This window comes from Flavobacterium sp. 316 (genome assembly GCF_000967805.1).
GTDB classification, from domain to species: domain Bacteria; phylum Bacteroidota; class Bacteroidia; order Flavobacteriales; family Flavobacteriaceae; genus Flavobacterium; species Flavobacterium sediminilitoris.
In genome coordinates this window covers 305,313-320,647 of record NZ_JYGZ01000007.1, presented here as the reverse complement: position 1 = coordinate 320,647, position 15,335 = coordinate 305,313, and the positions used below count along the sequence as shown (strand labels likewise).

Here is a 15,335-nt window from a genome sequence, read left to right as displayed (position 1 = left end):
ATAAGTATTTAAAAAAAACAATTCCTTGATTATCAAAACATAATAAACAAAAGAGCCAATCACAAAGTGATTGGCTCTTAAATAACTTATCAAATTATATTAATCGTGGTTTTCAATACTCTTATAAGCATCGATTATTTTTTTAACTAATTTATGCCTTACAATGTCTTTATCATCAAGATAAATTATTCCTACTCCATCTACATCTTTTAAAATAAGAATTGCTTCCTTTAATCCCGAAATAGTTCTTCTAGGTAAATCTACCTGACCTGGATCGCCTGTAATCATAAATTTAGCATTCTTTCCCATTCGTGTCAGAAACATTTTCATTTGACTATGAGTAGTATTTTGTGCTTCATCAAGAATTACAAAAGCATTGTCTAGTGTTCTTCCTCTCATGAAAGCCAAAGGTGCTATTTGAATAATTCCTTTTAAAATATAATCTTCCAATTTCTCTGAAGGAATCATATCTCTTAATGCATCATATAGTGGTTGCATATAAGGATCAAGCTTTTCTTTCATATCACCAGGTAAAAACCCTAAATTCTCTCCTGCCTCTACTGCTGGTCTAGTTAAAATAATACGTTTTACTTGTTTTTCTTTTAATGCCTTCACTGCCATAGCAACACCAGTGTAGGTTTTTCCTGTTCCTGCTGGTCCTATAGCAAATACCATATCATTTCGCATTATAGTGTCTACTAGTTTTTGTTGATTTGGTGTCATGGCTTTAACCAGCTTTCCGCCTACTCCATGTACTAATATTTTATCTCTATCATGCATGTGTTGTGTTTCCTGAGCTTCATTTTCTAAAATTCGAAGAATCACATTCTCATCAATGGTATTATAGCGTGTAAAATGAAGCATTAATCTTCTAAACTTAGTTTCAAATTCATCTAAAATCTCTTCTTCACCATAAGCTTTAAGCGTTGTTCCTCTAGCAACAATTTTCAATTTCGGATAATACTTTTTAACCGCTTCTAAATGAACATCTTGTGCACCCCAAAAATCTTTTGGAGTAATTTCTACTAATTCAATTATTCTTTCGTTCAAAGGCTTTCTTTTTAAATTGTTTTTGTTATACTAAAATTATAGTAGCTTTGTATTCAAATTTAAGAAAAACAAAGCTTGCTTTTAGAATAAGTTATAAACAAATTTATGTCAATAATTACCCTTACTACCGATTTTGGATTAAAAGACCATTTTGTTGGATCTTTAAAAGGGAAACTAATTTCTGGACTTGAAAACCCTGTTATTATTGACATTTCTCATAATATAGATCTATTTAATACACTTGAAGCTAGTTATTGTATTGCTGCTGCATATAAAAATTTCCCAAAAGGTACTATCCATATAATAGGTGTTGATAGTGAACGTACTACTACTACACAACATATTGCAATGCAATGGGACGATCATTATTTTATTTGCGCCGATAATGGTATTCTAAGCTCATTAATCCAAAAGAAGATTCCACAAAAACTAGTTGCTATTAATATTCACAATCGTCTTCAAGATGATGCTACAGATATGAATGTTTTTGTTGCTGTTGCTTGTCATATTGCAAGAGGAGGATTATTAAATGTAATTGGGAAAGAAATAAATGAATTAAAACCAATAAATGAATTAACGGCTCAAATATCTAGTGATATGCTTACTATTAAAGGATCTATTATTCATATCGATGAATTTGGCAATTGTGTGACGAATATTTCTAAAAAAATATTTAATGAAACAGCCCGAAATAGAACTTTTACAATAAAATTTCACAATAAAAAATTAGAGCGAATCCATGATTTTTACTCTGATTTTAAAAACACCGATAAATACTCTTTAAAATCGTTTGAAGGAAATGCACTTTGCCTTTTTAATGATGATGGTTATTTGGAAATTGCTATTTATAAAAGCAATCCTAAAACAGTGGGTTCTGCCTCTACTCTTCTAGGGTTAAAATTTAGAGATGTAGTAAGTATTATTTTTAATGAATAAAAAATATATAAATGTTTGTACGAATTGTAAAAATGCGTTTTCAAGAAGATAAAATTGATATTTTCTTAGAAAAATTCAACTTAATAAAAGAAAATATTAGACATTTTGAAGGGAATCAGTTTCTTGAACTATATCAAGATAAAAATGACAACCGTATTTTTTTCACTTATAGTTATTGGAATACTGAAAAAGATTTAGAAAACTATAGAAAATCGGATCTATTTAATGAAGTTTGGACTTTCACTAAAGCATTATTTAGCGATAAACCAGAAGCTTGGAGTGTAGATAAAATAGTTTCTTTACCATAAAATGATACAATAAAAAGTTTTATACAAATAAAACAATAAAAAATATAAATTTGCATTCAAGGTTATTATCAAAATGAGATAAAATCATTTGAGTCAAACTTTAAACATAAATAAATGAAAGCATTACTGCTACGAGAAATAAAATCTTTCTTTGGATCACCAATAGGGTATCTTGTTATTGCCATTTTCTTATTACTTAATGGATTATTCCTTTGGGTTTTTGAAGGCGATTTTAATATTTTAAATTCTGGTTTTGCCGATTTAGGTCCATTTTTTAAATTATCGCCTTGGATTTTAATTTTCCTTATTCCAGCCGTAACAATGCGTACTTTTTCAGATGAAAAAAAACAAGGTACAATAGAACTTCTTTTCACAAAACCATTATCAATGTGGGAAATTGTTAATGGAAAATTTTTAGGCGCTTTTGTATTAATTGTTTTAGCAATTATACCAACATTAGTATATGTTTGGATTATTTCTCATTTTGGAAATCCCGAAGGCAATATTGATATGGGAAGCACAATGGGTTCATATTTTGGTCTTTTATTTTTAATTGCAGCTTATACAGCAATAGGCATATATACTTCTACACTTTCTGAAAATCAAATTGTTGCTTTCATATTAGCAGTATTTGTCTGTTTTTTCTTCTATTTTGGTTTTGAAGGCATTTCAAATTTATTAAAAGAAAATAGTAAGTTCATTGCCTTTTTAGGAATGGATTATCATTTTAAAAGTATGAGTCGAGGTGTTATTGATACACGAGATGTACTTTATTTTTTAAGTGTAACGATTCTATTTTTATCAATTACTGTTTATAAACTTAAAACATTAAAAGGATAATGAAAGCAGCTAAAAAACAAAATCTAAAATCATTATTCATTACAATAATTGTTTTAATTGCTATTAATTTTGGTAGTAATTATTATTTCAAACGCTTCGATTTAACACAAGATAAACGATATACTCTTTCTGAAACATCATTAAATATTATTAAGAGTATAGATAGTCCATTGCAAATTGAAGTATTTTTAGAAGGCAATTTTCCTCCAGAGTTTAAACGTTTACAAAACGAAACAAAACAACTATTAGAAGAATTTTCTGCTTACAATCCAAATATAGTTTTTGAATTTAAAAATCCTGTTGAAAAAGAAGAAGAACGATTTGCTGTAATGCAAACTTTTCATGCTAATGGGTTACAACCTCTAAACATAACTGTTGAAGACAAAGGAAAACAAAGCCAGGAAGTCGTATTTCCTTGGGCAGTTGCCAGTTATGGAACAAAAAATGCTAAAGTATCATTATTAAAAAATTTAATGGGTGCTTCTACTGAGCAAAAAGTAATCAGTTCCGTACAACATTTAGAGTTCGCTTTTGCAGAAGCATTCAACAAAATAAGCAAAGAAAAGCAGAAAAAAATAGCCGTTATAAAAGGAAACGGAGAACTAGACGATTTATATATTGCCGATTTTATAAAATCAGTACGTGAGAGTTATTACATTGGTACTTTTACATTAGATTCTGTAGCAAAACAACCTAAAGAATCTTTAGAAGCTTTAAAAAGATATGATTTAGCTATAATTGCAAAACCAACCGAACAATTTACAGAAGAAGAAAAAGAAGTACTAGATCAGTTTATTGTAAATGGAGGAAAAACATTATGGATGGTTGATAATGTAGTAGCTAATTATGAAGATTTATATAACCAAACAGGAAGTATTTTAGCGCATCAAAATGATTTGAATCTTACTGATATGTTTTTTAAATATGGATTAAGGATTAATCCATTGCTAATTAAAGACGAGCAAGCTACACCTATAAAATTAGCAACAGGAAAGCAAGGAAGCCAAACTCAATATGAACAATATTTTTGGAAATTTTCCCCTTTTATCTATCCATCAACAAATCACCCATTAGTAAAAAACATGGAAGGTATTAAGTTTGAATTTGCCTCTCCTATTAAATTATTAAAAAATGATATCCAAAAAACAGTACTATTAAGTAGCTCCGAATATTCAAGACCAATAGGAACACCTTCTCAAATTTCATTAGATATGGTTTCAGAAGAAACAAGTCCAGAAGAATATTTAGGAAAAGGATTAATGCCTGTTGCTGTTCTATTAGAAGGATCTTTTCCATCTATGTATAAAAACAGAGTACTTCCATTTAAAGACAATACATACAAAGCAGATGGTGTTGCAAACAAAATGATTGTAATTTCTGATGGCGATATTATAAAAAATCAAATTGAAAATAACGCACCATTAGAATTAGGTTTTGATAAGTGGACAAATAATTTATATGGTAACAAAGAGTTCTTAATGAATTGTGTAAATTACCTATTAGATGATACTGGACTTATCAACATTAGGAGTAAAGATGTTAATTTACCATTATTAGATAAAGAAAAGGTGTACCAAAACTATACTTGGGCACAAATGATAACTATCGGGTTGCCAATAGTTATTTTAGGAATTTTTGGTTTTTTATTCACTTATTTAAGAAAAAGAACCTATAGCAAATAGATGTTAATAAAATGTTTTTGTGTTTGCTAATAATTAGAATATATTTGTGAAATAAAATCATAAAAGATTTTAAAATAAAAGAAGATGAAGTTTATAGTATCGAGTTCATATTTATTAAAACAGCTACAAGTATTAGGAAGCGTCATTAATAGTAGTAATACGTTACCTATTTTAGACAACTTTTTATTTGAATTAAACAATAATCAGCTAACTGTTTCTGCATCAGATTTAGAAACAACAATGTCAGCCTCGTTAGAAATAGATTCAACAAGCCAAGGAAGTATTGCAGTACCTGCAAAACTATTATTAGATATACTTAAAACATTTCCAGAACAACCTTTAACTTTTACTGTAGAAGAAAACAGTACTGTAGAAATAAGCTCTAATTCTGGTAAATATGCTATTGCTTATGCAGTTGGAGAAGAATTTCCAAAAGCGGTTGCACTAGAAGATCCATCTTCTACAATTGTACCAGCCGAAGTACTTGCTACTGCTGTAAGTAAAACAATTTTTGCTGCTGGAAATGATGATTTAAGACCTGTAATGAGCGGTGTTTTCTTTCAATTTTCACCAGAAGGATTAATATTTGTTGCTACAGATGCTCATAAACTAGTAAAATATGCTCGTACAGATGTTAAAGCGTCTCAAGTAGCCGATTTTATTATGCCTAAAAAACCTTTAAACATCTTAAAAGGAATTTTAGCGGCTTCTGATGCAGAAGTAAAAATAGAATATAATGATGCTAATGCTACATTCTCTTTTGAAAACTATGTGCTAACATGTCGTTTAATAGATGGAAAGTATCCTAACTACGAAGCCGTAATTCCAAAAGAAAATCCAAATAAATTATTAATCAATAGAGTTCAGTTTTTAAGCTCTGTACGTCGTGTGGCTATTTTTGCTAACAAAACAACGCACCAAATACGTCTAAAAATTGCAGGAACAGAATTAAACATTTCTGCTGAAGATATTGATTACTCTAACAAAGCAGACGAACGTTTAACTTGTGATTACCAAGGTGATGATATGCAAATTGGTTTCAATTCTCGTTTCTTAACAGAAATGTTAAACAATCTTACAAGTGACGAAATTCAATTAGAAATGTCTATGCCAAACAGAGCAGGAATACTTACTCCTGTTGATGGTTTAGATGATGGCGAAACAGTAACAATGCTTGTTATGCCAGTTATGTTAAGCAATTAATAAAAAACAAGAGCATAAGTAAAAAGAAACAACCTTTTTCTATATGCTTAAAATGACTATAACCAACCTTAACCCAAAAAAACCGCAGAAACTGAAAAGTGAATGCGGTTTTTTTATTGTCTATACTTTATAACATACAGCAAATAAAAACTTTAACATTTTATTTTGAAAACCAATACAACTACTTTATCGTAAGTATTTAAAATTGATCTTCAAAAAAGTATAAAAAGTTAAAGTCATGAAAAAAAATATTCTATTACTATTTCTTCTATTCTCACAATTAAGCTCTTTCAGTCAATATATTAATTATAAATTCTATGAAGATTTTTTAAACAAATATGTTTCTGAAGATGGCTATGTTGATTATGATGCTATTCATGAAAACAAAGACGAATTAAAAGCGATTATTAAGCGATTTAAGTCTATTGAAACCGATGATAAATGGAGCAAAACACAAAAACTAGCACACTGGATTAATACTTACAATGTATACTCAATTAAACTAATTATAGACCATTTCCCAATAAACAGTATAAAAGACATTCATAAATCATTTGATTTACAATTTATTCCTTATCAAAAACGATTTATCTCTTTAAACTATATTGAAAAAGAAATTTTAAGTAAAACATTAGATGAAAGAATACATTTTGCTATAAACTGTGCATCTATCTCTTGTCCGAATATTAACAGAGAACCTTTTTACGGTGATATTGTTGATGAGCAATTAGAAAAATCAGCAAAACGCTTTATTAACAATATGACTAAAAATAATATTTCTAGGAAAGAGGTAAAACTATCTCGAATATTTGACTGGTTTTCAGATGATTTTTTAAAGAATAATACCTCTATAATAAAATACATCAATAAATACTCTGATAAAAAAATTAAAGAAAATGCTACAATAGAATTTTTAGATTATAACTGGAGTTTAAACAGTCATAAGAAATTTATTCAGAAGGAATATTTTGCATTAAAATAAAAAGACTTTTTTTCATAAATTTTGCGTTTTAATTATCTAAATGAGAGAAGGCAGTAACAAATTGTTACTGCCTTCTTATTTTTTTATATAACACCTATTTTCTTCATCAAGAAAGTAGCACTTTTATTTTTACAAATACCATTTCTTAACTTATAATCAAAGTGTAAATCATCCTGATTAATTTCTACTTCAAAACATTTATTTACTAATTGTTGCGGATAATCGCTTGCTATTAAACACACTTCAATATCATGTGTTGCTATTGCTCCTACTCCATTTTTAGCAATCATTTTTTTTATGACATCAACTGTTCCAGATCGTTTATCATCTGAATTTGTTCCTCTTAATATTTCATCTAATAACACAAACGAACGCTCATTTTCCAACGCATCCATTATTTTCTTTAATCGTTTTATTTCAGCATAAAAATAAGATTCATTATCTGATAACGAATCCGATAACCTCATAGACACTAAAATTGGCATAGGATGCACATTTGCTTTTGTAGCACAAACTGGCGCTCCCATAGCTGCTAAAACCATATTAACACCTAAACTTCTTAAAAACGTACTTTTACCAGACATATTAGAACCTGTTAGTATCATAAAAGATTGAGGTTGAAAATCAATCGTATTAGTTACTCTACTCTTAGCGTTTAATAGAGGATGAGACATTTTCGTAAAAGAAATCTCATGATTTTCATTCAATACTGGGAAAGTAAAATCTGGATTGTTATAGGAAAAATTAGCTAAACTTTGTAAAACTTCAAATTCTCCTATAACGGCAAGCCAATTCTCTAAATCCTTAGCATGATTAGTTTTCCAATGTATAATTGCTCTCAGACTAATTATATGATACAAAAAAAATCCGTTTAAAAATATTGCTACTAAGGGATTAGCAACACTATCTAAAACAGAAAATAACCTTGATAACTTTTGCAATGAAACACTCGCTTTTATAGATTTTGTTTTTAAATTGTTTTGCAAAGCAATTAATTTCTTGGATTTAAACTCCTCTTGTTCAATATTAGCAATCATTAATCCGTATTGCTTTACTATTTTATCGATGGCAGTAGAATATTCGTTTTCTAGTTTAATTCTCTTAAAAAATCTAGAGGCAAAACCTAAATTCAATAAAAAGGAAGCAACCAAATAAGAAAACAAATTATTTGAATCACTAAAATAATAAACAAATGCAAGAGGAATAAATACTATTGGTAAAACATAAGACAGAACTACTGCTAATCTAGAAAAAGGTTTACTATTATAATTGCTCCATTCTATTAACTGTTTGTAATGTTTTTCGGTGTCTTTACTCATTTTGGCATTAGCCATAAAATCTTGTCTCCATTCAATTTTTGAGGCTAGTTCTTTAATAGCTTCTTGGTTGTCAATTATAACATCATTAGGAACTTGATTTAATAATGCATTTGCTAATGTTTTTTTACCAATGTAAGTATGCGTTCTATTTAAATTTTGGAATAATGAATTCTCACCAAAAATATCCAAATCATATCCATATTCATGATGCACATCTGTAAATTCTAATCCGTTTTCAAAAATATTCTTCTCATTATTTAAAAAGGCTAATTCGTTATCATTTATAGCTACGATAGCCTCTTTATGCTTTTTCAAATTATTCTTTTTATCATAATAACGCAATAAAATTAAAAATCCAATTACAAATGCTATAATGAAATAAAGATACACTTGTTCATTTGATTGGTAAAAATAATAACCCGAAACCAAAGCAAGCGTTATCGAAAGAAACCTAAAAAAACTAAATACATTAAGTTTTGTTTTTAATATTTTTAGAGCTTGTTTCTGCTCTTCCTTATTTGATGTGTAAATATTCATCTTTAAAATTTATATGCAAATATAGCTGTTCAAAATCAAATTCAACTTTTAAAGTACAGTTCAAATTCAATCTTAAAAATCAACTTATTAAATTAATACAGAAAAAATAATTTATTGATAAAATTCTTGAAATTGATTAATTTAGGTGTTTTATCTATATTTGCAAAAAAGTTACCCAAATGAAAAAACACCTACTATTTATTGTATTCTTTGTTTACAACATAACAAATGCCCAGTTATCCTTTTCTAGTCAAACAATGATTATGGAAAATATTAATGCGACTCCTGGAGCAACATCGATTATAAATGCAGATATTGATGGTGATGGTGATTTAGATTTACTTTCAGGAGATATAAGTAATGTTAAATGGTTTGAAAATGTTGGAGGAAATAATGATCAATTAATTTCACATACCCTAGCTGATTTTGGAGCCAAATATTGCTATTTTGAAGATATAGACAATGATGGGGATAAAGATGTCATTTTCTCAGGGCAATTAAATACTTCAGGTATATATTGGATTGAAAATCTAGATGGTTTAGGAAATTTTACTAATCCTGTTTTGTTAGCAAACGCAAGTACAATACATACCATATTTATAATTGATTTCGATTTTGATAATGATCTTGATATATTATATTCATATTCTAGTTTTAGTACTTTTGGAATTAATTTGTTACAAAACAATGGAGTTGGTGGTAATTTTACAAACATTCCTATTCCTCAAAGTTCTAATGCGAGGGGTTTTTACGCATTAGATATTGATAACGATAATGATATCGATATTTTTTCTTTAGATAATAACACACAAAAAATTGAACGTTTAACTAATCAAGGAATGTTTAATTTCACTTCTCAAATTATAGCAAATGGTAGAGATAATGGTTATGGTACTATTCAATTTGCTGACATTGACAATGACAATGATCCAGATTTAATATTTAGTGATTCTGATATTTATTCAAACTCTTTGGAAGAAATAAAAATCTATAAAAATGATGGTTTAGGAAATTTATCATTTCACACTACTTTAATTACAAATGGTATAAGTCTATCTTATTTATTGTTAGAAGATTTAGATCAAGATAATGATTTAGACATTATTATAACTAGTGCTGAAAACAATTACGTCGCATGGTATAGAAATGAAGATGGTCTAGGAAATTATGGTAATTTACATAACATCAATACTAATTTATACGATGCTAAAGCAGTTTGTGCTTTTGACTTTGATGGAGACAATGATATTGATATTATTGCAACTTCAAAAAGGGATGATAAAATAATTTGGCATGAAAATTTAAATGGTTTAGGAAATTTTGGTTTAGAAAATATTTTAACTAAAAGCATAAATAACCCAATTAAAACCATTGTAGCTGATATAGATGGAGATAGCAAAAATGATGTAATTGTATTTTCGGCTTCTGATGGAAAAGTTTCATGGCACAAAAATTTAAATGGACAAGGTGATTTCGGAGAGCAAAATTTAATTGCAAGTGATCTTATTAACGTTTCTAATGGTCTTGTTGTAGATTTAGATGGAGATGGAGATTTAGATATTGTTGCTGCTGAAAACTATGGAAATACAAATAGTAAATTAGTTTGGTATGAAAATCTTGATGGTCAAGGAAATTTTGGCTCTCAACTTTTAATAAGAAGTTATAGTGGTATCGCTGGTCTAGCTTCTGGAGATTTTGATAATGATGGCGATAATGATTTAATTTATACATCTTCTTCGGGTAATGAAATTTTATCTTGGCGTAAAAATGATGGTCAAGGAAACTTTACATTTCAAGGTATCCCAATGACTGAAAGTATAGGATATGGTAGTCAAGTGATTGTTAAAGATATTAATAATGATGGAAATCTTGATTTTATAGTTGATTATCTTAATACTTTATATTGGTTTTCTAATGATGGTAACGGAAATTTTACTGAAAATAATGTTGGAGCGAGTTTTTATGATGGAACTTCTTTCGATGTTGAAGATCTGGACGGTGATGGAGACATGGATTTTGTTTCATCTAGCTTAGCTACTTATAATGGTGTTTATAAAATAATATGGTTCGAGAATTTAGATGGTCAAGGAAATTTTGGTCCCATTAAAATAATTGAGCCTGATTTTTCAACATTACAATATAATCCAGAGGCTTTCAAACTCAAATTGAAAGATTTAGATAGTGACGGAGATCTTGATCTCGTAGGTAGTTTTGATTTTGATGGAATGATAATATGGTATGAAAACTTAGATGGAAAAGGAAATTTTTCAACAAAAGAAACGATTATAAATGAAACTGGACGTAATTTTAAATATACTGACTTTGTAGATATAAATAATGACGGTTATCTTGATATAATTGGTTGTATCATTAATGATGGATATACAATTACAACTAAAAATGATCAAGTTGTGCACTATATAAATTTAGGGCCTTCATTTAATAAAATTAATGGTTTTGTAAGATTTGGATTAAATGTTGATGACTGTAATTTACCAACAAATAATTTAAAAATTATTACTAGTAATGGTACTAATACAATTGAAACATTTACTACAAATAATGGTTACTATCAATTTTATGTAGATCCAGATACATATACCACTACTATACCCACAACTTTAGGTCATTTTAATATTTCTGATCCAACTGAATATAATACTACATTTACAGGTATTGGAAATATTCAAGTTGCTAACTTTTGTTTGTATCCATCAGAAACAGTAAACGATTTAAATATAGTCATAATCCCATTAAGTGAAGCGCGACCAGGATTTAATTCACGTTACCAAATCATTTACACTAATGTCGGTACTACACAATTAAGTGGCAACGTAACAGTAAACTTTGATAATTCCAAAGTAACTTTTATTACATCAAGCATTACTCCAAACAGTATAACTAACAATTCATTATCATTCGAATATCTTACTCTTAGTCCATTTGAAACAAAAATAATTGATTTAGATTTTAATATATTTACACCACCTACAGTTGAAATTAACGAAACGCTTCTATTTTCTGCATCGATTACTCCTAATGATAATGATTTTACAGAAGAGGACAATACCTATATATTAAACCAAATCGTTATTGGCTCTTTTGACCCAAATGACATCACTTGTTTAGAAGGAGATAAAATCTTTTTAGAAGAGACTACTAAATATTTACATTATATTATTCGTTTTCAAAACACAGGAACTGCTAGTGCAATCAATGTTAAAATTGAAAATATATTAGATGACAAATTAGATTGGAGTACATTCCAAATCATCAATTCAAGCCATGATAATAGGGTCGAAATTAAAAATGGTAATATAGTGACTTTTATACACGATAATATAAATTTACCTCATAGTGCAGCCAATGAAACATTATCAAATGGTTTTGTTGCTTATAAGATAAAACCAAAAGCAAATGTTGCAATTGGAGATCTATTTTCAAATACAGCTAATATATTTTTTGATTATAACTTACCGATTACTACTAACACAGCTCTAACAGAAATTATTGAAAAAACCGAGAACAACACTGGAAACGAAACCAATACATTTCATTTTTATCCTGTGCCAGTTTCTAATATTTTAACGATTGAAGCTAAAGCCGAAATACTAAAAATTGAAATTTTAAACGATTTAGGGCAAGTATTAATATCTAATTCAAATCAAAATTCAATCAATATTTTAAGTCTAAGTAGCGGCCTATATTTTTGTAGAGTTACTGATATAAATAATACTGTAATCACTAAAAAAATAATTAAGAATTAATTTATAAAATAAAGAATGACTTTTTATAAAAAATTGTAAAATACAGAATATCCAATGGCTGGATAATAAAATTGAGCTTACATATAAAAAGATTTTCTTTTGTACCTTTACACGCTGTAAAATAAAAAAATGATTCCACAAGAAACTATTGTTGCTCTTGCTACTCCATCTGGTGCTGGTGCTATAGCTATAATTCGATTATCTGGTAGTAATGCTGTTACTATTGCTGCTTCTGTTTTTCAATCTATTTCAGGAAAAGACCTAAGCAAACAAAAAACACATACTATTCATTTAGGTCATATTGTAGAGGATAACAAAACCTACGATCAAGTTTTAGTATCTCTTTTCAAAGGACCTAATTCGTATACAGGTGAAAATGTAGTGGAAATTTCTTGTCATGGATCTACTTTTATTCAACAACAAATTATACAGTTATTACTTCGTAAAGGAGCAAAAATGGCTCAGGCTGGTGAATTTACTTTGCGTGCTTTTTTAAATGGAAAGCTAGACCTTTCACAAGCGGAAGCTGTAGCCGATTTAATTGCTTCAGATAATGAAGCGAGTCATCAAATAGCCATGCAACAAATGCGTGGTGGTTTTAGTAATGAAATTGCCAAGCTAAGAGAAGAACTATTAAACTTTGCTTCTTTAATCGAATTAGAATTAGACTTTGCAGAAGAAGATGTAGAATTTGCTGATAGATCTGCTTTTTATGAATTATTAAACCGTATTGAATTTGTACTAAAACGATTAATCGATTCCTTCGCTGTAGGAAACGTAATTAAAAATGGAATTCCTGTTGCTATTGTAGGCGAACCCAATGTGGGGAAATCAACCTTATTGAACGCTTTATTAAATGAAGAACGTGCGATTGTTTCCGATATCGCTGGAACTACTCGTGATACTATTGAAGACGAATTAGTGATTAACGGTATTGGTTTCCGTTTTATTGATACCGCTGGTATTCGCGAAACAAAAGATGTAGTAGAGAGTATTGGTATTCAAAAAACTTTCGAGAAGATAGAACAAGCACAGGTAGTTTTGTATTTAGTGGACAGTTTACAGTTAACAGTTGACAGTTTAAAAAGCTTAAAAGTTGAAACAGAAAAAATCAAAAATAAGTTTCCTTTAAAACCAATTGTTGTGGTTGCCAACAAAGCCGATTTATTAACTGAAAAAGAGATTACAAACCTACAAGAACAACTTACAACTTATAATTTACAGCTTATAACCATAAGCGCCAAACAAAAAACAGGTATCGATATTCTAAAAGAAACTTTACTTTCCTTTGTAAATACAGGAGCTTTACGCAATAATGAAACCATTGTAACCAATACACGTCATTACGATTCGTTATTAAAAGCCTTGGAAGAAGTACAAAAAGTAAAATGGGGATTAGATTCAGGTATTTCCTCTGATTTAATTGCCTTGGACATTAGAGAGGCCTTGCATTACTTTGGCGAAATTACGGGTGAAGTAACCAATGATGAGTTGTTAGGGAATATTTTTGCTAATTTCTGTATCGGAAAATAACTTTTATTATCTTTGATACTATCAAATGATACTATCATAAATGAAATCGAGTTTGTGAGATTGCATCCGACAGTATTAGAAAAATAATCAAAAACGGATGAAACCACCTTATACAATCACTGATAAAATTTTAGCGCTAGTAGCTTCTATTTCAGAAAAGATAGGAGAAATTAACGCTACTCATTTATATAAACCTGCCACCGAATTACGAAAGAAAAACCGAATTAAAACCATTCAATCTTCTTTAGAAATCGAGGGCAATACGCTTTCCGAAGAACAAATCACGGCTTTATTAGAGAACAAAAGAATCATTGCTCCTCAAAAAGACATTGTAGAAGTTCAGAATGCAATAAAAGTATATGAGCAACTCAATACTTTCAATCCTTATGAATTAAAAGATTTAGAAAAAGCACACACCATTTTAATGAATGGATTAATTGACAATGCTGGAAAGTTAAGGACTACCAATGTAGGTATTGTAAAAGGGTCAAAAGTAGAACATATTGCACCAAGCGGAACAATGGTAAACGAATTGATGAAAGACCTTTTTGAATATCTGAAAAAAGACAACGATTTAATTTTAATCAAAAGTTGTGTGTTTCATTATGAGTTTGAATTTATCCATCCCTTTTTAGACGGAAACGGAAGAATGGGCAGATTGTGGCAAACCTTACTTCTAATGCAACAATATCCTGTTTTTGAATTTCTACCTGTGGAATCACTAATTAAGCAAAAGCAAAGCGACTATTACAACACCTTATCTGAATCCGATAAAAAAGGAAATTCAACACCTTTTATAGAGTTTATGTTGGAAATCATTTCAGCGTCATTAAACGAACTTTTACAATCGCAATCCGTAACACTTCATACAGAAGATAGAATACACTTATTTGCTACCAAAATAGGCAAGAATACGTTTAGCAGAAAAGAGTATATGCAATATTTTAAAAACATATCTGCACCAACAGCCAGTAGAGATTTAAAATGGGCGGTGGAACAAAACTTTTTAACTAAATTTGGAAAACAACGATTAACGGAATATCAATTTACCTAATTTTGTATTCTGACTATTTTTTTGTTTAAATGCATAACTTTTGACCGACATTTGATACAAAAACTTTTATTTCGCTGAAAATTTTAAAATAATACAAATTTTGCATTGGGAAGTATTATATTTG

At 29.0% G+C, this 15,335-nt stretch carries 11 protein-coding genes; 9 read left to right on the top strand and 2 right to left on the bottom strand.

Features of this window, described 5'->3' with window-relative positions:
* Positions 1–99: 99 nt before the first annotated feature.
* The gene (locus SY27_RS16590; protein WP_045972422.1) at positions 100–1,050 is read right to left on the bottom strand and encodes a PhoH family protein; all 951 of its coding nucleotides are present in this window, start codon (positions 1,048–1,050) and stop codon (positions 100–102) included.
* Positions 1,051–1,155: 105 nt separating this feature from the next.
* On the opposite strand from SY27_RS16590, the gene SY27_RS16585 reads away from it, so the two are divergent.
* From SY27_RS16585 to SY27_RS16560, 6 genes are all read left to right on the top strand, one after another.
* Positions 1,156–1,986 carry an S-adenosyl-l-methionine hydroxide adenosyltransferase family protein gene (locus tag SY27_RS16585; protein WP_045972420.1) on the top strand — a complete coding sequence of 277 codons (831 nt, stop codon included), beginning with the start codon at positions 1,156–1,158 and terminating at the stop codon, positions 1,984–1,986.
* Between the two features lie 11 nt (positions 1,987–1,997).
* The gene (locus SY27_RS16580; protein WP_045972418.1) at positions 1,998–2,294 is read left to right on the top strand and encodes a putative quinol monooxygenase; all 297 of its coding nucleotides are present in this window, start codon (positions 1,998–2,000) and stop codon (positions 2,292–2,294) included.
* A 114-nt stretch (positions 2,295–2,408) separates the two neighbouring features.
* Positions 2,409–3,134 (top strand): gliding motility-associated ABC transporter permease subunit GldF, encoded by a 726-nt coding sequence (gene gldF, locus SY27_RS16575; protein ID WP_045972416.1) that lies wholly within the window; start codon positions 2,409–2,411, stop codon positions 3,132–3,134.
* Positions 3,134–4,816 (top strand): gliding motility-associated ABC transporter substrate-binding protein GldG, encoded by a 1,683-nt coding sequence (gldG, locus tag SY27_RS16570; RefSeq protein ID WP_045972414.1) that lies wholly within the window; start codon positions 3,134–3,136, stop codon positions 4,814–4,816. The genes gldF and gldG overlap by 1 nt, the downstream gene beginning before the upstream one ends.
* Positions 4,817–4,900: 84 nt before the next feature.
* Positions 4,901–6,019 (top strand): DNA polymerase III subunit beta, encoded by a 1,119-nt coding sequence (dnaN, locus tag SY27_RS16565; RefSeq protein WP_045972411.1) that lies wholly within the window; start codon positions 4,901–4,903, stop codon positions 6,017–6,019.
* Positions 6,020–6,257: 238 nt separating this feature from the next.
* Positions 6,258–7,001 carry a DUF547 domain-containing protein gene (locus SY27_RS16560; RefSeq protein WP_045972409.1) on the top strand — a complete coding sequence of 248 codons (744 nt, stop codon included), beginning with the start codon at positions 6,258–6,260 and terminating at the stop codon, positions 6,999–7,001.
* Positions 7,002–7,084: 83 nt separating this feature from the next.
* On the opposite strand, the gene SY27_RS16555 is transcribed toward SY27_RS16560, so the two are convergent.
* Positions 7,085–8,857: a DNA mismatch repair protein gene (locus SY27_RS16555; RefSeq protein ID WP_045972407.1), complete on the bottom strand. Its 1,773-nt coding sequence runs from the start codon at positions 8,855–8,857 to the stop codon at positions 7,085–7,087.
* Between the two features lie 179 nt (positions 8,858–9,036).
* On the opposite strand from SY27_RS16555, the gene SY27_RS16550 reads away from it, so the two are divergent.
* The 3 genes from SY27_RS16550 (at position 9,037) to SY27_RS16540 (ending at position 15,211) form a co-directional block, all read left to right on the top strand.
* The gene (locus SY27_RS16550) at positions 9,037–12,624 is read left to right on the top strand and encodes an FG-GAP-like repeat-containing protein (protein WP_045972405.1); all 3,588 of its coding nucleotides are present in this window, start codon (positions 9,037–9,039) and stop codon (positions 12,622–12,624) included.
* 129 nt (positions 12,625–12,753) lie between these two features.
* Positions 12,754–14,157 carry a tRNA uridine-5-carboxymethylaminomethyl(34) synthesis GTPase MnmE gene (gene mnmE, locus SY27_RS16545; protein WP_045972403.1) on the top strand — a complete coding sequence of 468 codons (1,404 nt, stop codon included), beginning with the start codon at positions 12,754–12,756 and terminating at the stop codon, positions 14,155–14,157.
* A gap of 97 nt (positions 14,158–14,254) precedes the next feature.
* Complete coding sequence (locus SY27_RS16540; protein WP_045972401.1) at positions 14,255–15,211, top strand: Fic family protein; 957 nt, start codon at positions 14,255–14,257, stop codon at positions 15,209–15,211.
* Positions 15,212–15,335: the final 124 nt, after the last annotated feature.